Raw genomic sequence first — 24,611 nt, 5'->3', positions numbered from 1 at the left:
CCCGGCGGCGCCGGTGCTGTGCTTGCGACCGGGCCGATCCTGCTGCCTCGCCGGCGAGCGGCGGCCCGGCCCCGACGCACCGCCGGCGCCCCCGGCGCCTGCCGGGTGCCGCGCACGACCGCGACACCGGCGTCCGGCCCGGCACGCGCCGCAACCGCACTCCCCGCATCCACCCCGCGCGACGTACGGCCGCCGGGCACGACGCACCACCCACGGACACGCACCCGGACACGAAGGAGTCGGCTCGATGAGGACTGCGAACCTGTATCTGGCCGGGATCGGCAGCCACCTGCCGCCCCTGTACCCGGCGGAGCGGGCGGTCGCCGAAGGGCTGTACGACGAGGCGGCCCGGCAGGCGTCCGGCATGCGGTCGGCGGCCGTCAGCGAGTCGACGCCCGCCCCGCGCATGGCGATCGACGCGGCGCGCGCCGCGCTGGCCGGCTCCGGGCACGACCCCGACGACATCGGCATCCTGCTGCACAGCTACACCCATCACCAGGGCCCCGACGGCTGGTCCGCGGTGCACTACGTGCTGAACAACACGATCGACCGGCCGGTGCCGGCGGTCGAGGTGAAGCAGGGCTGCCTGGGCATGCTGGCGTCACTGGACGTCGCCGCCAACCGGCTGATCGCCAACCCCACGCACGACGCCGCGCTGATCACCACGGGCGACAACTACTCCACCCCCGGCGTCGAACGCTGGCGGGCCTCCTCGCTGTTCGTGCTCGCGGACGCCGGCAGCGCGGTGGTGCTCTCCCGCCGCTCCGGGTTCGCGCGGCTGCTGGCGGTGGACTCGCTCTCCGACTCCTCGATGGAGATCCTGCACCGCGCCGGGGAGGAGCTGTTCCCGCCGGGCGTCACCCGGGGCCGCGGGCTGAACTTCGCCGAGCGGGCCGAGAAGGTGCGCGAGCAGTGGGCGGCCGGGCAGGCCCCGCCCATCAAGAACTTCGGCGACCGGGTCGCCGAGGTCGCCGAGCGGGTGCTCAAGCAGGCGGACGTCACCTGGGAGCAGATCACGCGGGTGTGCCACGTCGGGTTCTCCCGGCCCGCCCTGGAGGCGATGTTCCTGCTCCCGCTGGACGTGCCCGAGGAGAAGACGGTCTGGGACCACGTCAGCACGATCGGGCACACCGGTGCCGCGGACCTCTTCCTCGGGCTCGAACACGTGTGGCGTACCGGCCAGGTGGGTCCCGGCGACCATGTGCTGCTGATCGGCGCGAGCACCGGCATGGAGGCCGGTGCCGCCGTCGTCCGCGTCACCGAGGCGGCCCCCGCGCCGGGACAGGAGCGGTGACGATGCTGGAGGGATGCACCCCCTGGCCCGAGGACGTGGCCCGGGCGTACCGCGAGCAGGGCATCTGGCGCGGGGAGACGCTGGGCACGGTGCTGCGTGAGGCCGCACTCGCCCACGGCGACCGCACCGCGCTCGTCCACGGTGACCGCCGCGTCGGCTATGCCGAACTCGACCGGTGGGCCGACCGGCTGGCGGCCGGCTTCGCCGCGCACGGACTGCGTGCGGGCGACCGGATCGTGGTCCAACTGCCGAACGTGCCGGAGTTCGTGGCGATCGCGTTCGCGTTGATGCGGCTCGGCGTGAAGCTGGTGTTCTCGCTGCCCGCGCACCGCGCCACCGAGCTCGGCCACCTGGTGGAGCTGAGCGGGGCGGTCGCCCTCCTGGTGCCCGAGACGCACCGGGGCGACGACCATCGGGAGCTGGCCCGTGAGGTGCGGGCGAGGACCGGCACGCTGCGGTCGCTGTTCGTGCTGGGAGCGAAGACCGAGGGGTTCGTGTCGGTGGCCGAGCTGGAGTCGGCCGTGCCCGATCCACGCCCGCTGCCCGAGCCCGACCCGTCGGACGTGGCGTTCTTCCTGCTGTCGGGCGGCACCACGGCGCTGCCCAAGCTGATCCCCCGCACCCACGACGACTACGTGTACATGTCCGACCGGGCGGCACGGGTGTGCGAGCTGACCGCGGACGACGTGTACCTGGCGGTACTGCCCATCGAGTTCAACTTCGCCTTCGGCTGCCCCGGAGTGATCGGCACCCTGCTCACCGGCGGCACCGTGGTCCTGGCCGACACCCCCAACCCGATGGACTGCTTCCCGCTCGTGGAGCGCTACCGGGCCACCGTCACGGCGATGGTGCCGTCCATCATGACGCTCTGGCTGGAGGCGGCGGAGTGGACCGAGGAGGACCTGTCCAGTCTGCGGCTGGTGCAGGTCGGCGGCGCGCGGATGCCGCGCGAGTTCACCGCCCGGATCGAGCCCACGCTGGGGGCCCGGCTGCAGCAGGTCTTCGGCATGGCGGAGGGGCTGCTCACCTTCAGCCGGCCGGACGACCCGCTGGAGTCGGTGCTCACCACGCAGGGCAGACCGGTCTCCGACGCGGACGAGCTGCTGATCGTGGACGAGGAGGGGCGCCCGCTGGAGGCGGGCCGGGTGGGCGAGCTGATCACCCGTGGCCCCTACACGCTGCGCGGCTACTACAACGCGCCCGAGCACAACCGGCGCGCTTTCACCGCCGACGGCTTCTACCGCACCGGTGACCTGGCACGGCTCACCGAGGACGGCGACCTGGTGATCGAGGGCCGCATCAAGGAGATGATCATCCGCGGCGGCGACAAGATCGCGGCGGGTGAGGTGGAGGACCTGCTGCTGGCCCACCCCGGCATCTCCGCGGCCGCCGTCGTCGGGGTGCCCGACACGTTCCTGGGTGAGCGGATCTGCGCCTTCCTCGTCGCCGAGGGACCCGAGATCCCGCTCGCCGACCTGAAGCGGTCCGTGCACGCGCGGGGGGTCGCGGACTACAAGCTGCCCGACGTCGTGCGCTACGTGCCCGAACTTCCCCTGACCCCTCTCGGCAAAGTCGACAAGAAGGCGCTGGCCGCACACGCCGCGTCCGAGCAGGAAGGCTGACGTGGACCTCTCTACGCCCCCGACCGAACGCGAGCTCCGCGCGATCGTCGCTCCCGTCCTGGGCATCGAACCCGGACGCATCGAGCCGGACGCCAACCTGGTGATGCTCGGCCTCAGTTCGCTGGAGATCATGCGGCTGGTCAGCCGCTGGCGCAAGGCCCGCGTCCCGGTGCAGTTCGACGCCCTGGTCGCGGAACCCACCCTGAAGGGCTGGCTGGCCCACTTCGCCTCCCTGGCCCCGGCGGTCCCGAGCGATCCCGGGGCGGCGTGATGGCGGCCCGGCTGATCACCGGCGGCACCGTCTACACCGCCGACGCCCAGGAGTCCGTGCACGCGCGCGGCGCCGTCCTGATCGTGGACGACACCATCGCCGCGGTCGGTCCGGCCGCCGACGTCGAGCGGGTGGCCGCCGGCCTGGCACCCGAGGTCCGGGCCGGGCTGCGCACGACGGACGCGAGCCGGATGATGGTGCTGCCCGGGTTCGTGAACGCCCACTGGCACGAGATGTTCGCGATGGGCTTCACCATGCGCGGCGCGCTCCGGCCGGTCTCCGACCGGGGGGACGAAGTGGCGTTCATGGGCGGAGGCGGCGACATGCACCAGATCTCCGCCACCTTCGACCGCTTCGACGAGCTCATCGAGGCGATGACGCCGGACGAGGCACAGGCGATCGCCGAGTACTCGATGTGGACGCAGCTGCGCGGCGGGGTGACCACGCTCGGCGACATGGGCTCTCTCAACCGGCCGCACTCCATGGTGAGTGCCGCCCGCCGCCTCGGCATGCGGTTCTCGGCGAGCACCTGGGCCAGTGACGCGGTGTGCGCGCCCGACCGGTCCCGGTTCCGGCGCACCCGGGACGCGGACGCGGTCCTGGCCGGCTTCGAGTCCCTGCTGCGGGTGGCCGCCGTGGACGACACCGGCCGCATCCGGTGCCGTCCCAACGTCTCGTACGTCACCAACATGACCGACGAACTGGCCCGGGGCATGGCCGAGCTGGTCGCCCGGCACGACCTGCCGTTCGCCACGCACGTCGGCGCGCTGCGCAACGAGCCCGAGGTGATGCGCACCTACTACGGCGAGACAGGGCTGCGCCGCCTGTCCGAACTGGGTCTGGTCGACGACGGGCTGATGGCCGGCCACGCCGCCCACCTGGACGAGCACGAGCAGAAGCTCATGCTCGCCGCGCACGCCCACATCAGCCACTCCCCCGGCAAGTACGGTCCGTCCGGCGAGAACGCGCTGACCGGCACGGGGGTCGTCCCGGCGCTGCGCCGGGCGGGCCTGGACGTGTCGCTGTCCACCGACGCGGCGGCACTGCCGGGCGCGGGCATCGCGGAGACGATGCGGGCCGCCTGGCAGATGTACAACGAGCTGGCCGCCGACCAGACCGACGTGCTGCCCACGGACGCCCTCGCCATGGCCACCCGCATCGCCGCCAAGGGCCTGCACTGGGACGACTGTGTCGGCAGCCTGGAGCCCGGCATGCAGGCCGACCTGCTGCTGGTCCCCGCCGACGACTGGCGCTATCTGCTCAACCCGCGGCCGCTGGAGAGCTTCCTGTGGCTGGGCGGTTCCGCTGACGTGCACACGGTGCTCGTGGGCGGCCGTGTCCTGGTCGAGAACGGCCGGGGCGTCGAGGTCGACGAGACGGCGCTGCGGGACCGGTACCTCACGGCGCTGGCCGGCTTCACGCAGCGGGTGCTGCGGGTGCCGGCGGAGGCGGTCGGCCACGTCCTGGGGCAGGTGTCCCGATGAAGGCCACGATGGCGACGACGGACGGCGCGAGCGTTGCCGGCCTGTCCGGGGTGGCGGTGGTGACCGGCGCGGCCGGCGGGATCGGTGCCGCGGTGGCCCGGGCGCTGGCCGCGGCCGGTGTCCCGGTGGCGCTGCTGGACCGGGACGTGAGGGCGCTGTGGGACCTGGCCGGCGAGCTGGAGGGGGCCGGCGCGGAAGTGCTGGCCGTGGCGGTCGACGTCACGGACAGCGCGGACGTGGACATGGCCGTCGCCAAGGTGGAGGCCGATCTCGGCCCGGTGCACCACCTGGTCAACGGTGCCGGGGTGCTGCACGCCGGACCCGCCGCTGAGCTGACGGACGAGGAGTGGCAGGCCACCTTCGCGGTCAACACCACCGGGGTGTTCCACGTCAGCCGGGCGGTGTCGCGGGTGATGGTGCCGCGCGGGCGGGGCTCGATCGTCACGATCGCGTCCAACGCGGCGGCCACGCCCCGGGCGTCGATGGCGGCGTACGCGGCGTCCAAGGCGGCGTCGTCGATGTTCACGAAGTGCCTCGGCCTGGAACTGGCACGGCACGGCATCCGCTGCAACGTGGTGGCGCCCGGTTCGACCCGGACGCCGATGCTGACGGCGCTTCAGGGCGACGCGGCCGAGCGGGCCTCGGTCGAGGGGACACCGGAGACGTACCGGGTGGGGATCCCCCTCGGCCGGATCGCCGAGCCGGCACACATCGCCGACGCCGTGCTGTTCCTGCTCTCCGACCGGTCGGCGCACATCACCCTGCACGACCTGACCGTGGACGGCGGCGCCTCCCTGGGCGCCTGACCGTCCCGCCCGGCTCCGCCCGACGCCGACGCGCCAGGCGGATACGCGGGTCCCGTCCCCACGTTCCACCGTGCTCCACGGCCCGCACGGCCGGCCCGCCCCCCGCCCCCCGGCACACGGCGGCCGGTCCCCCCGGTGCGGTGCCGGTCCGGCCCTCCCCCGAGCCCGGACCGGCGCCGTCCCCCGCGGGCCCCGGCACGCCCCCGCGTACCGGGGCCCCGCGGGAAGCCCCGCCCCTGAAGTCGTCCGACCAGGAAAGGAACCCGACGTGGCGATCGCCCCGATCGACCCGTATCCGATGCCACGGCCCGCCGATCTGCCGTCCAACACCGCTTCCTGGCAGATCGATCCGGGCCGCGCGGTACTGCTGGTGCACGACATGCAGCACTACTTCCTCGCGCCGTTCACCGCCGGGACCCAGCCCCGCACTGATCTCCTCACGCATGTCACGGCCCTGCGGGAACGGTGCGCCGCGCTGGGAGTGCCGGTGGTGTACTCGGCGCAGCCCGGCGACATGAACCCCGAACAGCGGGGTCTGCTGGCCGACTTCTGGGGCCCTGGCATGTCGGCGGCGCCCGAGGACAGCGGCATCCCCGCACCGCTCACGCCCACGGAGCACGACACGGTCCTCACCAAGTGGCGGGCCAGCGCCTTCCACGACACCCCGCTGCTCGGTCTGCTGCGCGAGCGGGGCCGGGACCAGCTGATCATCTGCGGTGTCTACGCCCACGTGGGTGTCCTGCTCACCGCGTGCGACGCCTTCGCCCACGGCGTCCGGCCGTTCGTGGTGGCGGACGCGGTCGCCGACTTCACCCCCGAGTTCCACCGGATGGCCCTGCGGTACGCGGCGACCCGCTGCGCCATGGTCCTGCCGACCGCCTCCGTGCTGGAGGCGCTGCCCGTGCGGGCGGCCGTGGCCGCGGGAGGCGTCGCGTGATCCCCCTGGAGGAACTCGCCGCCGGGGGCTCGGCGTTCGCGCTGCTGCACCGCCCCGAGAGCGGGGTCGCGGACCACGTGGAGCTGCTGCTCGGGGACGTCGTCACCGTCGCCTCCCTCGACGCGCTGCCGGTACCGGACCTCGGTGTCCCCGGCACCCACGAGGTACTCGCCGTCCTGCCGTACCGGGTGGTCGGCGAGCGCGGCTACGACCATCACGACGACGGTGAGCCGCTGCTCGCCATGCCCGTGCGCGAGCAGGCGCTGCTGCCCGTCGGCCAGGTACTCGACACGGTGCTCGACTGGCCGGTGGTCACCGGCGAGGGCGGCTTCGACCTGGACGACGAGGAGTACGGCGACCTGGTGCGCCGCGTGCTCGCGGAGGAGATCGGGCACGGCGCCGGCGCCAACTTCGTCCTCAAGCGCACCTTCGTCACCGAGGTCCGCGACTGGTCGCCGCGCACCGCGCTGGGGTTCTTCGGACGGCTGCTGCGCGCGGAGCCGGGCGCCTACTGGACGTTCCTGATCCACACCGGCGAGCGCACCTTCGTCGGGGCGAGTCCGGAACGGCACGTGAGCCTCGACGACGGCGTCGCCGTGATGAATCCGATCAGCGGCACCTTCCGCTATCCGCGGGACGGCCCGACGGTCTCCTCGGTCCTGGACTTCCTCGCCGACGGCAAGGAGACGCACGAGCTGTACATGGTGCTGGACGAGGAGCTGAAGATGATGAGCCGCGTGTGCGACGACGCGCACGTGGTCGGTCCGCACCTCAAGGAGATGGCCCACCTCGCCCACACCGAGTACCGGATCGTCGGCCGCACCGCGCGGGACGTGCGCGAGGTCCTGCGGGAGACCCTGCTGGCCCCGACGGTGACCGGCAGCCCGGTGCAGAGCGCGTGCCGGGTGATCGCCGCGTTCGAGCCGGGTGGCCGGGGCTACTACTCGGGGGTGGCCGCGCTGATCGGCCGGGACGACGCGGGCCGGCGCCGCATGGACTCGGCGATCATGATCAGGACGGCGGACGTCGACGCGGCCGGCCGGGTGCGGATCGGGGTCGGGGCGACGCTGGTGCGCGACTCGGACCCGGTGAAGGAGGCGGCGGAGACCCGGGCCAAGGCGGCCGGTCTGCTGGACGCCCTGCACCGGGCGGGCGAGCGTCCCGTGACCCGCGGCCTGGACGGCGACCCCCGGGTGCGGGCGGCCCTCTCCGAGCGGAACGCCCCGCTGTCCCGTTTCTGGCTCTCCCCTGCCCCGCCTCCGGCCGTCTCCCGGGACAAGGTGCTCGTCGTCGACGCGGAAGACACCTTCACCGCCATGGGCGCCCTGCAACTGCGCAGCGCCGGGTACGACGTGACGGTCCGCCGGTTCGACGAGCCGTACCGCGTCTCGGGGTACGACGTCGTTGTGCTCGGTCCGGGCCCCGGCGACCCCCGCCGGCTGGACGACGCCAAGATCGCCCATCTGCGGGCGGTCACCGGCAGCCTGCTGAACCTGCGGATCCCGTTCGTCTCCGTCTGCCTGAGCCATCAGGTCCTCTGCTCCCTGCTGGGCCTCGGTCTGCGGCGTCTGGACGTCCCCCACCAGGGGGTACGCCGCACGGTCGACCTGTTCGGCACGGAGGAGCCGGTCTACTTCTACAACACCTTCGCCGCGTACTCCGGCAGCGGACGGCTGCACAGCCCGCTGTGCCCCGGCCCGGTCGACGTCGCCCGCGACCGGGTGACCGGGGAGGTGCACGGGCTGCGAGGACCGGGTTTCACGTCCGTGCAGTTCCACCCCGAGTCCGTCATGACCCGGAACGGTGCGGCGATCCTCGACAGCCTGGTCACCGGTGCGCTGGCGCCGGTGCCTCACCCCGCGGAGCTGACGGCGTGACTCCCCTGCTGGACCTCCCCTCCACCCACGCGGCGTCCCTGAGCTGGCGCGGCCTGCCGGCCGCCCAGCAGCCCGAGTGGCCCGATCCCGCGGGCCTCGAAGCGGCGGTCGCCACACTCACCGCGAGCCTGCCGCTGGTGGTGCCCCGCGAGTGCGATCTGCTCAAGGCCCGGCTGGCCGCGGTGGCGCGGGGCGAGGCGTTCCTCGTGCAGGGCGGCGACTGCGCCGAGTCCCTGGACGCCACGGACGCCGGCTCGCTGCTGCGTACCGCGGGCACACTGCAGCAACTGGCCACCGTGTTCGGGTACATGATGTCGTTGCCGGTGGTCACGGTGGCGCGGATGGCCGGCCAGTACGCCAAGCCGCGCTCGGCGGCGACCGAGCTTCGTGACGGCGTGGAGCTGCCCGCGTACCGGGGCGACGCGGTCAACGGGCAGGCGTTCACGGCGGCGGCCCGCACCCCGGACCCGCACCGCATGGTCCGCGTCCACCAGCACTCCGCCGCCACCCTGAACCTGATCCGGGCCTACTGCGGCAGCGCGCAGGCGAGCCCGGCCCATGCCGTCGAGGGGCTGCGCCGGTTCGCGGACGCCGCCCCGGAACGGGCCCGTTACGCGCCGCTGACCGAGGACATCGCACGGGCCGGCGGCTTCACCGGGACCGGCGACGGCTGGCACACACCGGGCGAGCTGTTCATGTCCCACGAAGGTCTGCTGCTGGACTACGAGTCGGCGCTGACGCGGGTCGACGCGGTGACCGGGACGCCGTACGCCACGTCGGGACATCTGCTGTGGATCGGGGAACGCACCCGCCGCGCGGACGGCGCGCACGTGGAGTTCTTCTCCCGGATCGGCAACCCCGTCGCGGTGAAGACCGGACCGTCCGTGACCGGCGACGAACTGCTGCGGCTGATCGACCGGCTGTCCCCCGACGACGAGCCCGGCCGGCTCACCCTGGTGGCCCGGATGGGCGCGCGGCGGGTGCGTGAGGTGCTGCCGCGCCTGGTGGAGCGGGTCGCCGCGGAGGGGCGGACGGTCGGCTGGGTCTGCGACCCGATGCACGGCAACACGGTGACGGCGCCCTCCGGGCACAAGACCCGCCGGTTCGACGACATCCTGGACGAGCTGAGCGGCTTCTTCGAGGTGCTGACGGGGCTCGGGGCGCATCCCGGCGGGGTGCATCTGGAGCTGACCGGCGACGACGTCACGGAGTGCCTGGGCGGCGGCGCGGGCATCACCCCGCCCGATCTGCCGCTGCGCTACCGCTCGGCGTGCGATCCGCGGCTGAACGGCCACCAGTCGCTGGATCTTGCCTACCGGCTGCTGGAGCTGCGGGAGGCCGTCCGCGCCCCGGGCGTACCGGAGGCCCTGCGGTGACGGATCTCTGGCTGCTGCCCGAGTCCGCCTGGGACGCCCTCGCCGAGCGGCTCGGCGGCGAGCGGCTGCTCACGGAGGAGGAGCGCGCCCGGTACGCGCGTATGGCGGTGCCCCGTCGGCGCCGCCAGTTCCTGGCCGGCCGGCTGCTGTGCCGGTACGCGCTCAGTGCCCGTACCGGGTGGCCGGTGCACGCCTGGCGGTTCACCACCGGCCCGTACGGAAGGCCGGAGCCGTTTCCGGACCACCACGGCGTCCGGTTCAGCGTCGCGCACACCGACGGGCTCGCGGTGTGCGCCGTCACGCGGGGCCGGACGTGCGGGGTGGACGTGGAGTGCGGGCCGGCGTCGGTGGAGTCGGCCGGCCATGTGGCGCGCTTCCTGGCGCCCGCCGAGCGCGCCGAACTGGCCGGGCTGCCCGAGTCCGAGCGGCCGGCCAGGACCCGGGAGCTGTGGGTGCTCAAGGAGGCGTACCTGAAGGCCCTGGGCGTCGGCACGCACCGCAGCCTGGACGGCTTCTCCTTCTCGCCCCGGACCGCCCCGGGCATCACGGTGACCGACCCGCGGCAGGCGCACCCCGCTGGCTGGTGGTTCCGGCTGCTGCGTCCCACCCCCCGGCACGCGCTCGCCCTCGCCGTCCACGGCGGCCGGCCCGGCCGGGTGCGGCGGACGGACCTGACCGACCCGGCCGCTCTCGGCGAGCCGGCCGTTCCATCGCACGTCTGATCGACGAAGGGGAAGTTCCTGCCATGAACCCAGACCTGGACCTGACCGTCGCGTTGTTCCCCGGACAGGGGGCCTACCGTGCCGGTGTCCTCGCCGGCCACCGGGAGCGCGGCGACGAGGCCGTGCGGGACACGTTCGAGGTGGTCGACGCGGTCGCCGGGGAACGGATCGGCAGAAACGTGTCGTCGACACTGTTCCAGCCGTCGCCGCCGTCCCCGGCCGCCCTCCTGGAACAGGCCCCGGACATTCTGCAACTGGCCGTCCTCGCGACCTCCGTGGCCACGTACCGCCTGATCACCGCGCAGGGCGCGCGGCCCTCCCTCCACCTCGGCCACAGTCTCGGTGAGATCGCGGCGCTGACCTGCGCGGGCGCCTACGACCTGGCCGACGCGACGGCGGTGCTGTGCGAGCGGATCACCGTGGTGCGCGAGCACGCCCGCGAGGCCGGTTCGATGCTCGCGCTGCGCTGCGGCGAGGAGCGGGCGCGGCGCCTGGTGGAGCTGATCGGCCGCCCCGAGCTCGTGGTGGCCGTCGACAACGCCGACGCGCAGACGGTGCTCTCCGGCCCGGCGGACGACGTCGCCACCGCCGAGGCGATCGCCCGTCGCCTCGGCGTCACCGCGACGCCGCTGCGGTCACCGCACCCGTTCCACAACCCGCTCCTCGCCGACGCCCGGCGCGAGTTCGCCGCCCGGATCGGCGGGTTCCGGAGCCGTCCGCTGTCCGTGCCGGTGTACTCGCCGATCCTCGGCCGGTTCTACCGCGACGGCGACGATCTGGCCGAGCTGCTGTCCCTGCACCTGGTGACCCCGGTCGCGTTCCGCGGCGCCGTCGCCGCGCTGCACGCGGCCGGTGCGCGGACCTTCGTCGAGGCCGGGGCCGGGCAGGTGCTGACCTCGCTGGTCGCCGAGGCGCACCCCGGGGTGCACACGGTGGCCCCGCTGGCCGGCCGTGACGAGGCGGCCGGAGTGACGGCGGCCGTGGCCGCGCTGCACGCGGCGGCGCCCCGGTACACCGCCCCCGCTCCGGCTCCCGGCGCCGGCACGGCGGTGACGGGGCCCGACCGTTCCGCCGGGCCCGCGACGGCGCACGCGGCCCCCACGACGGCCCCGCTCCGGGCGGTCGACACGGCCCGGTCCGGGCCGGAGGGCGCGACGGACGGGCCCGGACGCGACGAACTCACCGCCCTGGTCCGCACGGTGTACGCGGAGGCAATGGAGTACCCGGAGGAGATCTTCACCGACGACGTGCTGCTGGAGGCCGACCTGGGGGTCGACTCGGTGAAGCAGACCGAACTGCTGAGCCGGCTCGGCGAGCGCTTCGGGCTGGGCCGGCCGCCGGAGGGACTCCGCGTGGCCGACTACGACACCTTCGGCAAGGTCGTCGACTTCGTGGCGGCCGGCGTCACGGACTCCGCCGGGCGGGCACCCGGTGACCGCGCACGACACGGCACCGGAGTTCGCCGGGCGGATCGCCCTCGTCACCGGCGGGGCGGGCAGTGTGGGGCGCGTCGTCGTCGAGCGGCTGGCCCGGCGCGGCGCCACCGTCCTGCTCAACTGCTTCCACTCCTACGACGCCGCCAAGGAACAGGCGCGCGAGCTGACCGGCCGTGGCCTGGACGTCCATGTCGTCCGGGCGTCGGTGGCCCGCCCGGCCCAGGTCGAGCGGATGTTCGCGGAGATCGGCGAGACGTACGGACGCCTGGACATCCTGGTCAACAACGCGGCGGCCGGCTCCTTCGTGCCGTTCGAGGAGATCACCGAGGAACTGCTCGACCGGACCTACGCCACCAACGTCAAGGGCCCGCTGTGGTGCGCCCGGTACGCCCGGCCCCTGCTCGCCGGGGCCGGCGGGCAGGGCGGCACGGTGGTCAACGTCTCCTCCCTCGGGTCGGTGACCGCCCCGGCCAACTACCTGCCGGTCGGCGTGTCCAAGGCCGCCCTGGAGTCCCTGACGCGCTATCTCGCGGCGGAACTGGCCGGGGACCGGATCCGGGTGAACGCGGCGTCCTGCGGGTTGATCGACAACCCGGTGGGGCAGATGTTCCCCGCCTTCGACGAGGTCAGCGCCCGCACGGTCGCGGCCACCCCGCTGGCGCGGCTCGGACGTCCGGAGGACCTCGCCGAGGTGGTCCTCTTCCTCGCCTCCGACCGCTCCGGCTGGGTCACCGGTCAGACCGTGGTGGCGGACGGCGGGCTCACCCTGCTGCGCGCCGCGATGTCACCGGGCACGGACGCGGCGACGGACGGCGGCGCGGCACTCGCCTCCGGCCCGGCGTCGGCATCGGGAACGCATGCGGGCGCACGCCAGGACACAGGGACACACCCGGACACCGAGCCGCACCAGGACACGGCGGACGCGGGCGTGCCCTGCGCAACCCCGCCCGGCGTGGCCGGTGACGACGCCGAAGACCCCGTGGCCGTCGTCGGCATGGGGCTCGCGGTGCCGGGTGCCTCCTCCCCGGAGGAGTTCTGGCGGCTGCTGACGACCGGCGCGGAACTGTTCGTGGACGCCCCGCCCGACCGGTGGGACATCGCCCGTTTCCACGACGAGGACCGTGGCGCGCCGGACAAGACGTACCAGCGCCGGTCCGGCTTCATCACCGGTTTCCGGCCGCACGACCGGCTGGTGGAGGACGGCTCGGCGGACGCGGGGCTCGACCACACCGCGCTCTGGCTGCGGCACAGCCTGTACCAGGCCCTGGAGGGTGTCCGCCGGGATCCCGGCGACCGCTACTCCTTCTGCGTCGGCTACACGCCCGACGGCAGTCAGCATCTGGAAGAGGCGTTCGTCCTGCGGTCCGCGCTCGACGTGCTGGCGGAGGACGGCGACGACGCGGTGGAGGGCCCGGTCGGGCAGGCGCTGCGCCGCCGGTTCCGCCGGGGTGACGACCCGTCGGCCGGTTACCTCCCGCACCGCGTCGGCCGGGACGCCATGGCCGGCGTCCTCCCGGACGGCACCCGGCTGCGCATGGTGGACACGGCGTGCTCCTCCTCGCTGTACGCGATGGACCTGGGCGTGCGCGACCTGCTGTCCGGGCGCAGCGACATCGCGGTGTGCGGCGGCTCCTTCGCCTTGGCGCCGAGCGGCTCGGTGCTGTTCGCCAAGCTCAACGGGCTCTCGGCCGGCGGGGCCGTCCGGGCGCTGGACGCGGGGGCGGACGGGGCGCTGTTCTCCGACGGCGCCGGTCTGGTCGTGCTGAAGCGGCTGTCCCGGGCCCGCGCCGACGGCGACCGGGTGCTGGGCCTGGTGTCGGCGATCGGTCTGTCGGCCGACGGGCGCGGCAAGGCGGTGTACGCGCCGGCCCCGGCGGGTCAGGAACTCGCCGTCGAACGCGCCCTGGAACGCGGGGGCCTGGCGCCGCAGGACGTGGACTGGATCGTCGCTCACGCGACGGGCACCCCGGCCGGGGACGAGGCCGAGTTCACCAGCCTGCACACCCGGTACGCCGGTCCGCGGCCCGTCCACGTCACGTCCAACAAGTCCCTGGTGGGGCACAGCGGCTGGGCCGCGGGAGTGGTGTCGGTGATCCACGCCCTGCTCGCGCTCCGGCACGACACCATCCCGGCCCAGTACCGCTTCGACCGGCTGCCGGACGCACTGGCCGGGCTGTCCGGCGGGCTGCGGGTGCCGCGCGAGCCGGTGCCGTGGCCCGCCCGGCCGGACCGGCCACGGCGGGTGGCGGTGTCGGGTTTCGGTTTCGGCGGCACCAACGCCCACCTCGTCCTGTCCGAACACCGTCCCGACACCGAACGGTCGGGCACGCCGCTCGCGGTGCCGGCCCCGGTCGACGACGCACTGGTCGTGGTCGGCTGGTCCGCCCGGCTGCCGGGGCAACCGGATGCCGCGGCGGTCGCCGCCTGGGCGGCGGGCCGGGCACCGGATCCCGAGCCGTCGTTCGGACCCGTGTACCCCGTGCCGCCGTTCCAGGAGCTGCGGATGCCACCGCCCACGGCCCGGACCACCGACCGCACCCAGCTCATGCTGCTCCGTTGCATGCAGCAACTCGACGAACCGGTACGCCGGTTCGTCCTCGACCACCACCGCACCGCCGGTGTGGTCGTCGGGCACACCGGCGCCACCCGCAACGCCCTGCTGTACAAGACCCGCGCCTACCTCGACGAGATCGAGCACGTGGTGGAGGAAGCGGGGGGCCGGGACGAGACGGAGAAGTTCCTGCGGAGGCTGCGGGAGCGGGCCACCGGTCTGATCGCGGCGCCGACGGAGGACTCGTTCCCCGGCGAGATGCCGAACGTCATCGCCGCCCGCCTGTCCAACTACTTCGACCTGCGCGGCCTCAGCCTCACCGTCGACGCGGGCGAGGCGTCGTTCCTGGAGGCCTGCTCCGTGGCGGGCCTGTACCTCGGCTTCCGGGAGATCGACGTGGCGCTGGTCGCCGGCGTCAACGGGACCGCGCTGCCCGGCTGGAACGACGGCGAGGACACCTCGGCGGCCGAGGGCGCGTTCCTGTTCGCGGTGACCCGCCGGTCCCTGGCCGAGAAGGCCGGCCTGCCCGTCCTGGCCGTCATGGAAGGAGCGTGACCCTATGACCGCCCCGCACCAGGGCACCACCCTGCTGGGCGCCGAGGGGGCCCGTGAGCTGACCGCCCTGCTGACCGGTTCCGGCAGCGGGACCGCGGTGGTGGAGCGGATCCCTCACCCGGGTGCCCCGCCCCTGCGCGTGGTCTTCCGGCGTCCCGACGCCCCGCCGCCGGACACCGCCCCGCCCGCGGCGGCCGCCGAACCGTCATGGCTGCTGGACCGTCATGTCCTGCGGCTGGCTCCCGCGCCCGCCGTGCCGCGTCCCGGGACGGTGCCGGACCTCTTCCCGCCCGGCACCGCCGTGCTGGCCGGCACCCCGTCGGGCACGGCCGGCGGCCGGACGCTCCCGCTCGACGACACCCTCGAGGAGACCGTGCACCGGCTCCGCCCGCGTCACATCCGGGCGGTGGTCGAACTGCACGGCGAGGACGCGGTTCCCTCGGAATCCCTGCTCGCCCTGCACGACGCGCTGTTCCGTACGGCGAAGGCGTGCGCGGCGCTGCCGACGCCGCCGGAGTCGTTCGTCGTCGTGGTGCTGGGCGGCATCAGCGCCGGCCGGGTGCCGCACGCCTGCTCCGGGCTGTTCACGGGCTTCGTCAAGAGCCTCGCCCTGGAGTGGCCCGGCACCTCGGTCCTGGCGGTGGTGCACGAGTCCCGGGACCTCGCCTCGGCCGGACCGGACGCCGCACGCGAGACGGTGACCGACCAGTCGCTGCCGGCCGTGTGGTACGCGGGGGAACCCGGTTGCTGTGGCAGGCGGTGGCCGATCCGGGCACGGCCGCCGGCGCCCCCGCCCCCGCCGTGCGTACGGTGGTGGCGGCGGGCGGGGCGCGGGGCATCGGCGCGGCGCTGCTGCTGGCCCTGGCCCGCCGTGACCGGCCCCGGCTGCACCTCGTCGGATCCACCCGGCCCGACGCCGAGGAGCCCGACGCGCACCTGGAGCGCAAGGAGTTCATCAGGGCGTGCACCACCGGACCGCGGCGTCTCACCGTGCGTGAGGCGACCATGGCGTACGACCGGCTGGGGGCGGCACGCGAGGTGCGCGAGAACCTCGCCGCGCTGCGCGACCTGTGCGGCGAGGACCGGGTGACGTACCACGTGTGCGACCTACGCGACCCGGAGGCGGTGCGGGCCGTGGTGGACCGCGTCACCGAGGCCGAGGGCACCGTCGACCTGCTGCTCAACATCGCCGGGACGAACCGGGCCGCGTCGGTGGAGAAGAAACGGCTGCGGGATTTCCACGCGGTCCGCGACCTGAAGGTGCGCGCGTACGCGCATCTGAAGGCGGCGTTCGCCGGGCGGCCACCCCGGCGCTGGTGCAACTTCGGCTCGTTCGTCGGCTTCACCGGGCAGACGGGCGAGACCGACTACGGCGCGGCCAACGACTACTTCAACACGGCCGCGCTCCACCACCACGCACACGGCAGCCGGGAGTTCACCCTCGGCTGGACCCTGTGGCGGGACGTCGGCCTGGGCGCGACGCCGCTGATGCGGACGTTCCTGGCCAAGAGCGCGCAGTTCACCGCCATGCCCACCGCCGAGGGCGTGCACCACTTCCTGCACGAGCTCGACCAGCCGGAGCAGCCGCCGGCCACCGTGTTCTTCGGCGACGCGGAACGCGCCGCCATCGAGGCGGCGGTGCCCGGCTATCTCGACTTCTGCCGGGCGCCGGCGGCCGGCGGTCCGCCGACGGCGCCCGGTCCGGTCGCCCCGAGCCGCCCGGCGCCTACGTGGACGACGTGGTCGACCGGGCACCTGGGCGGATCACCGTCGTACGCACCTTCAGCCTGGAACGGGACGCCTACCTCCTCGACCACGTGGTGCGCGGTCACCCGACCCTGCCGGGCACGTTCGTGCCCGAACTGGCCGTCGAGGCGGCGCTGCGGCTGGTCCCCGGGAGGGTGCCGGCCGTCGTCGAGGACGTCCGGCTGGAGTCCTTTCTGCGCGTCTACCGGCCGGACCGGCCCGAGACCAAGCGGATCACGGCCCGGCTGGTGCGGGAGGGCCCCCGGGAGTCCGTCGTCGACGTCGAGGTCACCGGTGACGTGGTCGGCCCCGGCGGACGGCTGCTGGTGCGGGACCGCAGGCACTTCACCGCCCGGGTGCGGCTGCGTGACGAACCGGTCGCCCCACCCCGCTGGGAACACTGGGCGGACCACGGCGCCACACCGCTGGCCGACCCCTACCACCTGCCGAATCCGGCCGTGCTGCTGAGCGGGGTGTTCGTGTCCACGGCGGACACCCGCGTCCATCCGAGCGGCCGGCGCGCCCGGTACGCGCCCGACCGGGCCGGGATCGAGCGCTGGTTCCCGGATCTCGCCGTTCCCTCGGTGCTGCTGGACGGGCTGGCCCGGGTGAGTGTGCTCGACCAGGTGGACCTGCCGGGCGCGGGGAGCGGCTGGACGCCGCTGGCCGTGCCGCGCACGATCCGCCGCATCGACCTGTACGGCGGCCACACCGACGCCTCGCTCGCCGCCGCCGGCACCCCGGTGGAGCTGTACTCGCTGCCCGCCCGCCTCGATCTGGAGAGCGGGCAGGACAACCGGGCGGTCGCGGTCACGGCCGACGGTGACGTGGTGCTCCAGATCAAGGACATGACGGGTGTGGTCCTCGGCCACGTCCAGCAGACCACCGGCGCGTTCCGCGAACGCCCGCGCGCCGCCACGAACGCCTCGGAGGCGACCCGGTGACCCGAGAGAACACCCCCCGCTGCCCGGTGACGTCGGCCGCCGGCGCCCCGGAGCCCGACGGCCCCACCGGACTGCCGCTGGCCTGGCCGGTGGTCGGCTCGACCGTCCTGTACGCCGCGGATCCCCCCTCCTTCGTGGTGCGCGCCCAGCGCGCCCACGGCACCGTGGTGAGTCTGCCGATGCTGCCGCACAACCCGACCGTGCAGGTCACCGCCCCGGAGGCGATCCGGCGCATCCTTCAGGGCAACGCCGACAACTACTGCCGCGGTGCCTACTACGAGGCGTTCCGGCTGTTCATGGGCGAGGGTCTGCTGACCCTCGACGACGCCGAGTGGCGCGGCCACCGCAAGGTCGTCAATCCCGCCTTCACCCCCGGGGCCGTCGCCGCCCGCGCCGCGGTCACCGACGCCGCCGTGGCCGATCTGATCGGCCGGTGGGCCGGTCACGCGGACACGGGGGAGCCGTTCGACCTGCACGCCGAGTCGATGCGGCTCTCCGCCCGGGTGATCGGGCACGCCCTGGTGGGGCGTGATCTGTCGGCCGAGGGCGAGGAGTTCTCCCGGGCACTGGCCGTCGCGCTGGAGGCGATCTTCAAGGAGGTCGGTTCGCTGGAGAAGATGCTGCCGTCGTTCCTCCCCACCCCCTACCGGCGACGGGTGAGCCGTGCCCGGCGCACCCTGGAGCGGATCGTCGACCGGGTCGCGCGCGACGCCGACGAGGGTGCGGGAGGTGAGGTGGCCGCCCTGCTGCGGGCCTCGGAGCTGCCGCCGGACGCCTTCCGGTCGGACCTGGTGACGCTGATGCTGGCGGGCGTGGAGACCACGGCGCTGGCCCTGACCTGGACGCTGTACGAGACCGCCCGTCATCCCGGGGTGCGGGACCGGCTCGAGGAGGAGACGGACCGCGTGCTGGAGGGGCGGCCGCCCGGGGCGGCGGACCTGGACTCCCTGACGTACACCGCGATGGCGGTCGACGAGGCGCTGCGCCTGCATCCCCCGGTCTGGCAGTTCCCGCGCCAGACCCTGGAGGACGACGTGCTCGCGGGCCGCCGTGTCTCCGCGGGCACCCCGGTACTCGTGTCGGTCTACGGCGCGCACCGCAACCCGAGCAGTGGAAGGACCCCGACCGCTTCGACCCGGAGCGGTTCCGGCCGGGCGCCGGGCAGGACCGGGACCGGTCCGCGTACGTGCCGTTCGGCGGTGGCCGGCGCCAGTGCATCGGCAAGCGCGTGGGACTGTCGCTGCTGCGGCAGACCGTCGCCGCGGTGCACGGACGTTTCCGGCTGACCGTGGCCGACGCGCGGCCGCCCAGGAACGGCGCCTACATCACACTGTTCCCCAAGGACGGCATCAGGGTGACGGCCGAGGAGCGGCACCGGTGACCTCCGCACCCGAGGCGGCGCCTGCCGGGACACGGTGGCCCGCGCTCCGGCCGCATCTGTCGTCCTTCGACCCCGACGCGTTCGTGCGGGGTGTCGGCCGGTTCGTCTGGGAACCCGTGGAGGCGCCGCGCCCCCTTCCGGGCACCGCGCGGCCGCTCGCCGGGCGGCGGCTGCTGCTGGTCGGCGAGTCGGCGGAGCTGGCCGACGCCGTCGGCGCGGCGCTGGAACGGCGTGGGGCGCACGCGGTGCCGTACACGCCCGGACGGGAGCTGCGCCGGGACGGCTGGGACGGGATCGTCGACCTCAACGTGACGGGCACGACGTACGCGGCGGGGACACGGGGTGGCGGCCGGCGCTCGCCCGCACCACCCGCGCCGTGCAGGCCGCGTACCCGCGCTGGGCGGCCGAGCGGCGCTTCGGACGCCACGTGTACCTGGCCGTCACCCACCTGGGCGGTCTGGGCGGGCACGGCGCGGGTCCGGTCCCGCAGCCGCTCGGCGGGGTCTGGGCGGGGCTCGCCAAGTGCCTGCCCCGTGAGCTGCCGGCCGCCGGGATCGTGGTGGTGGACGTCGACCGGGCCGAGCCGGAGGTGATCGCGGAGGCGGTGGCCCGGGAGTTGCCGCAGCCCGGGGACTTCGAGGTGTGCTACCGGGACGGGCGGCGCCACGTGCTCGCGGGCCGCCCGGCCGGGACGCCCCCGCCGGCGCGGCCTCGCCGGGGCCCGGCGACACCGTCCTGGTCACCGGTGGCGCCCGGGGCGTCGGTTTCGCGGCCGCCCGCGCGTTCGCGGAGACGTTCGGGTGCCGGGTCGTGGTGACCGGCCGTCACGAACGGCCCTCGCCCGAGGGGCCGGTGACGCTGGACGACGCGGCGTTCGCCCGCTGGCGGCGCGGCCGGCTGGCCACGGCCCGGACACCGGCGGATCTCTCCCGGGTGCGGCGCGAGGTGCGCCGTGCGGAGGAGGAGCGCACCGTGCACCGCAATCTCGCCGGCGCCGAGGCGGACGGGCTGCGCGTGGACTACCTGCGGTGCGACTGCACGGAACTGCCGCAGGTCGAGGCGGTCTTCGCGGCGCTGGGTGACGGCCCGACCCACATCGTGCACAACGCGGGCGTCGACGAGCCCGCTCGCTTCGACCGCAAGACGGCCGAGGAGGTGGTGCGCACCGTGGACGTCAAGGTCACCGGCTTCGCCCACCTCGTCCGGTCGGTCCTCGCGCGGCCCGAACGCCGCGCGCGGCTGCGCCTGTTGAGCAACGTCGGCTCGCTGGCGGGCCGGATGGGCGGGATGGTCGGGCAGGCCGACTACGCGGCGGGCAACGAGGCACTGGCCCGGCTGGGCTTCTGGGCGCGCGACACGCTCGGTCTGCCGGTGCAGACGCTGTGCTGGCCGACCTGGGAGCGGCTCGGCGTCATCGCCAACTACGCGGCCGCGGTGCGCTACGTGTCGACGCTCGACCCCGCCGACGGCGCCCGCCGCTGGTGCGCGGAGCTGGCCTCGGGGCACACCGGAGAGGTGGTGTTCCTGGGCCGGGTCGGTGCCGTGCTGTCCCCCGGCCAGCTGCGCGGTTTCGGGATGCTCACCGGCCATCCCGACCTGCCCCGGCTGCACGCCCTGAACCACTATCTGGGCGAGGTGGAGGAGTACGAGGTCTTCCGCTCGCTGAGCGGCACGCTCACGCTCACCGCGGGGAGCCACCCCTGTCTGTCCGAGTTCCGGGTCGGCCCGGACCTCGCGGTGCCGGTGAGCGTGGTCCTGGAGTACGCGGTGGCGGCGGGCGACTGGGTCGTGCCGGAGGGCTGGCCGCTGCTCCATCTGCGGGAACTGCGGGATCTGCGCGTGGAGTTGCCGGCGCTGCGGTTCGACGCGGGGACTCTCGTGCTGTGCCGCACGGCGCGCGGCGGGTACCGCGGCGAGGCCTGGTGCGTGGACGTCGTGGTGGAGACCGTCGCGGGGGTGCGGGTGGCCTCGGTGACGCTGGTGTACGGCGACTCCCCCGCGGCGCCGGAGGGCAGGACCGTACGGCCCGGCGACCGTGCCGGCGGCTGCGCCGGGGCGGCCCGGGTGCCGGCCGCGGGACCGGTCCGGACTGGGCGGGGCTCGTCCTCCCCGAGGCGGACGTGTCTGCCGGTGGCGCGGCGGACGGTGGTGCGGACGCGTCTCTCCTGCTGCCCGAGGTGCGGCCGGCGGATCTGTGGACCGTGCCGTTCCCGCCCGTGCCGACGGTCGATCCGGCGGCCGTGGAGGAGCTCGTGCGCACCGCGTGCCGCCGCCCCCGGGACGCCGGAACGGGCACGTTCGGCGTGCGGCGACTGGTCCTGGCGCCCGGGGCCCAGCGGGTGGAGGTGCTCACTCCGGAGGACGGGGCACGACGGTGGACGGGCAGCCGCGGGGTGCCGTCGTCCTGCGGGCGGAGGGCGTCGGAGCGGCCGGGTCATGACGACGGGCCCGGAGCGGCACGCTCCGGGCCCGTCGCACCCGCGAAGGCCCCGCGGGCCCCCGGCACGGGCCGGTTCATCCGACCCGCCACCCCGTCACCAGCGCGTGCAGGGTCCGTTCGTAGGAGGCGCCGATCGACAGGCCCGGCGGCTCGTTGCCCGAGAGTTCCAGGGAGACCAGTCCGTGCGCGGTGGCCCAGCAGGACAGCGCGACCACCTCGGCGTCCAGTTCGGTGGTGAACTGCCCGGCCCGCTGTCCCCGGCGCACCGCGTCCACCAGCGGCTGGTACATCTCCATCACCTCGCTGGATCCCTCGGCCGGGTCGCCGAACTGGGCGGGGCTCTCCAGGAAGAGGACGGCGTACAGGTGCGGGTTCGCGAGCGCGTATTCGCGGTAGGCCAGACCGAGGCGGATCACGTCGTTCGCCGGATCGCCGGTCGTGGGGACGGCGGCCAGTCGCGCCACGAAGAGCCGCGCGGCCTCCTGGTAGAGGCTGGCCAGGAGCCCGGCCTTGTTGCCGAAGAGCGAGTAGACCGCCGTGGTGGAGGTCTTCGCGTCCGCCGCGAGCTGTCTCAGGCTCAGCGCCGATGTGCCCCGGTCGAACACGGTGGCGGCCGCGCGGTTGATCAGTCGCTGCCGGAGCGCTTCGTCATGAGTCTTGAGTCTGGCCATCTCCCAAGAGTATGACAACGGCGTTATGAAAGGGCTACCGGGGGACGTCAGGTGGCGTCAGGTTTGCCTGAAGGTCGACATCTTCCCTGGCAGGGAAGTTTTTTCGGTCGAATGTGCAGGTCAGCCCACCTTCTCGCGGGGCTTCGCGTTAGACAGTGGACAAGAGCAGTGGAGAAGGCATTGAAAACGCTGTTACGGTTTCCGGGGCGCCGGACCCTGGCAGGAAGTGGCGCCCGCCGACCTACCTAGGGAGAACCATGTTCGAGGCGCTGGGGCGTTTCCTGTTCCGCAGGCGCAAACCCCTGCTGGCCCTGACGTTGTTGTTCGCCGTCCTGTCCGGTGCCTACGGCGTCGGCGTCTTCGGTGACATGAAGCCCGGCGGGTTCGAGGACCCGGGGTCCGACAGCCGCAAGGCCGCCCAGCTGGCGGAGAAGGCGTTCCCGCAGCGGTCGCCCGACGTCGTGGTCGTGTACCGTGACAAGGACCGCACGGTGGACGACACCTCGTTCCGCCAGGCCGTCACCGCGACGGTCGAGGGGCTGCCCGAGTCGGCCGTGACCGGGTATTCCACCTTCTGGATGACCAAGATGCCGGCCCAGGTGAGCCACGACCGGCACGCCACCTACGTCGGCATCAACCTCCGCGGCGGCGACGACAACGCCAAGGAGGAGGCGTACAAGGAGATCAGCGACCAGCTGGACGCGCGGGGCCTGGAGTCCCTGCGCGGCGGCCCGGTGGCCACCGGCCACCAGGCCGGTGACGAGATCGGCAAGGACCTCGGCACGGCGGAGGGCCTGTCCTTCCCGGTGCTCTTCCTCCTGCTGGTCGTCGTCTTCGGCGGCCTGGCCGCGGCCAGTCTGCCGCTGCTCGTCGGCGGTCTGTCCATCCTCGGCTCGATGGCCGTGCTGCGGCTGATCGCGCAGGTCACCGACGTGTCGGTGTTCTCGATGAGCCTGGTGACCATCCTCGGTCTCGCCGTCGCGATCGACTACGGCCTGCTGATCGTCAGCCGTTACCGCGAGGAGCTGGAGCGCGGGTACGCCGGGGAGGAGGCGCTGGCGCGCACCGTGGCCACCGCAGGGCGCACGGTCGTCGTCTCCGGCATCACCGTGGCCGTGGCCCTGGCCGGCATGACCTTCTTCCCCTTCGGCTTCCTGAAGTCGATGGCGTACGGCGGTGTGGCCGCGGTCGTGCTGTCGGTGTTCTTCTCGCTGATCGCCCTGCCCGCGACCCTCGGCATCATGGGCGACAAGGTCAACGCCCTGGCCCTGCGCCGCGGTCGCCGGAAAGCGGCCCGCCCGGACGGCCAGGGGGCCTGGTACCGGTTCGCGCACGGCCTGATGCGGCGGCCCGCCCTGGTCGCGCTGGGCGCGCTGGTGGTGCTGCTGGCCCTCGCCACACCCTTCCTGCGGATCGACTTCGGCGCCAACGACGCCCGCCAGCTGCCGGATTCGGCCCAGGGACGGCAGGTGCACAACGCGCTGGAGCGCGACTTCGACAGCGACGCGGTGAAGTCCATCGACTCGCTGCTCGTGCTGCGGTCGAGCGCCACGTCCCCGGAGCAGGGTGCCGCCCTCCAGGCGTACGCCGAGAAGCTCGGGGACACCGAGGGGGCCACGGGCGCGCAGGTCACCGGTGCCACCGGCACCACCGCGCGGGTGTCGGTCACCTTCGACGGCGCCGCGGTGTCCGCGGACGCCCGGGACCTCGTGAACCGGCTCAAGGACGTCCCGCCGCCGGCCGGCGCGCAGGCGTACTTCGGCGGTGAGACCGCGGTGTTCGACGACACCCTGGACGCGCTGGGCGACGTGCTGCCGTGGATGCTGCTGTACATCGCGGTCGCCACGTACCTGCTGCTGTTCCTGGCGTTCGGATCCGTGCTGCTGCCGCTCAAGGCGATCCTCATGAACCTCCTGTCCCTCTCGGCGACGTTCGGCGTGCTGGTGTGGATCTTCCAGGACGGCCATCTGGAGGGGCTGATCGGCTTCGACTCCACCGGCAACATCGAGCCGAACATGCCCATCATGCTGTTCGCGCTGATCTTCGGACTGTCCATGGACTACGAGGTGTTCCTCGTGTCCCGGATCCGGGAGCAGTACGACACGCTGGGCGACAGCACGGCCGCGGTGGCGTCCGGTCTGCAGAAGATCGGCCGGCTGATCGTGAACGCGGCGCTGCTGATGTGCGTCCCGCTCGCCGCGATGGCGACCAGCGGTGTGCTCACCATGAAGCTGTTCGGCGTCGGCATGGTGTTCGCGATCCTGGCGGACGTGGCCGTCGTACGGCTCCTGCTGGTGCCCGCGGTGCTGAAGCTGATGGGCAGGTCGGCCTGGTGGGCTCCGGGCCCGCTGGCACGGTTCTACAGCCGCTTCGGCATCAAGGAGTCCGACGCGGCGCCGGAGCCCCGGCAGCCGGTCACCGTGGGCGGCTGAGCCGTTCCCGGTTGCCCGAAGTCCCCTGCGCGGCACGGGACTTCGGGCGGCCCCGGGCGTCTGCTC

The 24,611-nt window shown here is 74.0% G+C and carries 14 protein-coding genes and 4 pseudogenes; 17 read left to right on the top strand and 1 reads right to left on the bottom strand.

The genetic code is table 11. The features are described 5' to 3' along the window. Nucleotides 1–247: 247 nt before the first annotated feature. The 16 genes and pseudogenes from F3L20_RS16005 to F3L20_RS35635 form a co-directional block, all read left to right on the top strand. Nucleotides 248–1,294, top strand: a complete 1,047-nt coding sequence (locus F3L20_RS16005) for a ketoacyl-ACP synthase III family protein (RefSeq protein WP_150154968.1) — start codon at nucleotides 248–250, stop codon at nucleotides 1,292–1,294. Between the two features lie 2 nt (nucleotides 1,295–1,296). Next, on the top strand, nucleotides 1,297–2,916 hold the full coding sequence (locus F3L20_RS16000) for a (2,3-dihydroxybenzoyl)adenylate synthase (RefSeq protein WP_150157362.1): 1,620 nt from the start codon (nucleotides 1,297–1,299) through the stop codon (nucleotides 2,914–2,916). A 1-nt stretch (nucleotide 2,917) separates the two neighbouring features. After that, nucleotides 2,918–3,187 (top strand): phosphopantetheine-binding protein, encoded by a 270-nt coding sequence (locus F3L20_RS15995; protein WP_150154967.1) that lies wholly within the window; start codon nucleotides 2,918–2,920, stop codon nucleotides 3,185–3,187. Further along, nucleotides 3,187–4,671: an amidohydrolase family protein gene (locus F3L20_RS15990; RefSeq protein ID WP_150154966.1), complete on the top strand. Its 1,485-nt coding sequence runs from the start codon at nucleotides 3,187–3,189 to the stop codon at nucleotides 4,669–4,671. Before F3L20_RS15995 ends, F3L20_RS15990 begins: the two co-directional genes overlap by 1 nt. Next, nucleotides 4,668–5,477, top strand: a complete 810-nt coding sequence (locus F3L20_RS15985) for a 2,3-dihydro-2,3-dihydroxybenzoate dehydrogenase (protein ID WP_150154965.1) — start codon at nucleotides 4,668–4,670, stop codon at nucleotides 5,475–5,477. The genes F3L20_RS15990 and F3L20_RS15985 overlap by 4 nt, the downstream gene beginning before the upstream one ends. A gap of 268 nt (nucleotides 5,478–5,745) precedes the next feature. Then, nucleotides 5,746–6,414, top strand: coding sequence for an isochorismatase family protein (locus F3L20_RS15980; RefSeq protein ID WP_276615847.1), 669 nt, complete (start codon nucleotides 5,746–5,748; stop codon nucleotides 6,412–6,414). Further along, on the top strand, nucleotides 6,411–8,291 hold the full coding sequence (locus tag F3L20_RS15975; protein ID WP_150154964.1) for an anthranilate synthase family protein: 1,881 nt from the start codon (nucleotides 6,411–6,413) through the stop codon (nucleotides 8,289–8,291). The genes F3L20_RS15980 and F3L20_RS15975 overlap by 4 nt, the downstream gene beginning before the upstream one ends. Next, nucleotides 8,288–9,667: a 3-deoxy-7-phosphoheptulonate synthase class II gene (locus F3L20_RS15970; RefSeq protein WP_150154963.1), complete on the top strand. Its 1,380-nt coding sequence runs from the start codon at nucleotides 8,288–8,290 to the stop codon at nucleotides 9,665–9,667. The genes F3L20_RS15975 and F3L20_RS15970 overlap by 4 nt, the downstream gene beginning before the upstream one ends. Beyond that, nucleotides 9,664–10,389 carry a 4'-phosphopantetheinyl transferase family protein gene (locus F3L20_RS15965; RefSeq protein ID WP_150154962.1) on the top strand — a complete coding sequence of 242 codons (726 nt, stop codon included), beginning with the start codon at nucleotides 9,664–9,666 and terminating at the stop codon, nucleotides 10,387–10,389. Before F3L20_RS15970 ends, F3L20_RS15965 begins: the two co-directional genes overlap by 4 nt. 23 nt (nucleotides 10,390–10,412) lie before the next feature. Continuing rightward, nucleotides 10,413–11,768, top strand: a pseudogene (locus tag F3L20_RS35640) (acyltransferase domain-containing protein); the annotation flags it as partial. 52 nt (nucleotides 11,769–11,820) lie between these two features. Next, entirely contained in the window at nucleotides 11,821–14,931 is a 3,111-nt protein-coding gene (locus F3L20_RS15950; RefSeq protein WP_150154961.1) for an SDR family oxidoreductase, read from the top strand. Nucleotides 14,932–15,138: 207 nt separating this feature from the next. Beyond that, nucleotides 15,139–16,335, top strand: a pseudogene (locus tag F3L20_RS15945) (SDR family NAD(P)-dependent oxidoreductase); the annotation flags it as partial. A gap of 326 nt (nucleotides 16,336–16,661) precedes the next feature. After that, nucleotides 16,662–17,621 carry a polyketide synthase dehydratase domain-containing protein gene (locus F3L20_RS15940; RefSeq protein WP_167534534.1) on the top strand — a complete coding sequence of 320 codons (960 nt, stop codon included), beginning with the start codon at nucleotides 16,662–16,664 and terminating at the stop codon, nucleotides 17,619–17,621. Further along, nucleotides 17,618–18,870 (top strand): annotated as a pseudogene (locus tag F3L20_RS34605) (cytochrome P450); the annotation flags it as partial. The gene F3L20_RS15940 and the pseudogene F3L20_RS34605, both read left to right, overlap by 4 nt. Nucleotides 18,871–19,378: 508 nt before the next feature. Next, the gene (locus tag F3L20_RS34600) at nucleotides 19,379–19,819 is read left to right on the top strand and encodes a hypothetical protein (protein WP_240810648.1); all 441 of its coding nucleotides are present in this window, start codon (nucleotides 19,379–19,381) and stop codon (nucleotides 19,817–19,819) included. Beyond that, a pseudogene (locus F3L20_RS35635) lies at nucleotides 19,738–20,343 on the top strand (SDR family NAD(P)-dependent oxidoreductase); the annotation flags it as partial. The gene F3L20_RS34600 and the pseudogene F3L20_RS35635, both read left to right, overlap by 82 nt. Before the next feature lie 1,173 nt (nucleotides 20,344–21,516). Here the strand turns inward: F3L20_RS35635 and F3L20_RS15925 are convergent. Then, complete coding sequence (locus F3L20_RS15925; RefSeq protein ID WP_150154958.1) at nucleotides 21,517–22,113, bottom strand: TetR/AcrR family transcriptional regulator; 597 nt, start codon at nucleotides 22,111–22,113, stop codon at nucleotides 21,517–21,519. Between the two features lie 257 nt (nucleotides 22,114–22,370). On the opposite strand from F3L20_RS15925, the gene F3L20_RS15920 reads away from it, so the two are divergent. Continuing rightward, nucleotides 22,371–24,545: an MMPL family transporter gene (locus F3L20_RS15920; RefSeq protein WP_150154957.1), complete on the top strand. Its 2,175-nt coding sequence runs from the start codon at nucleotides 22,371–22,373 to the stop codon at nucleotides 24,543–24,545. Nucleotides 24,546–24,611: the final 66 nt, after the last annotated feature.

Source organism: Streptomyces tendae (genome assembly GCF_008632955.1).
Taxonomy (GTDB): domain Bacteria; phylum Actinomycetota; class Actinomycetes; order Streptomycetales; family Streptomycetaceae; genus Streptomyces.
The sequence above is the reverse complement of the archived record's forward strand: the minus strand, read 5'-3'. Positions and strand labels throughout refer to the sequence as shown.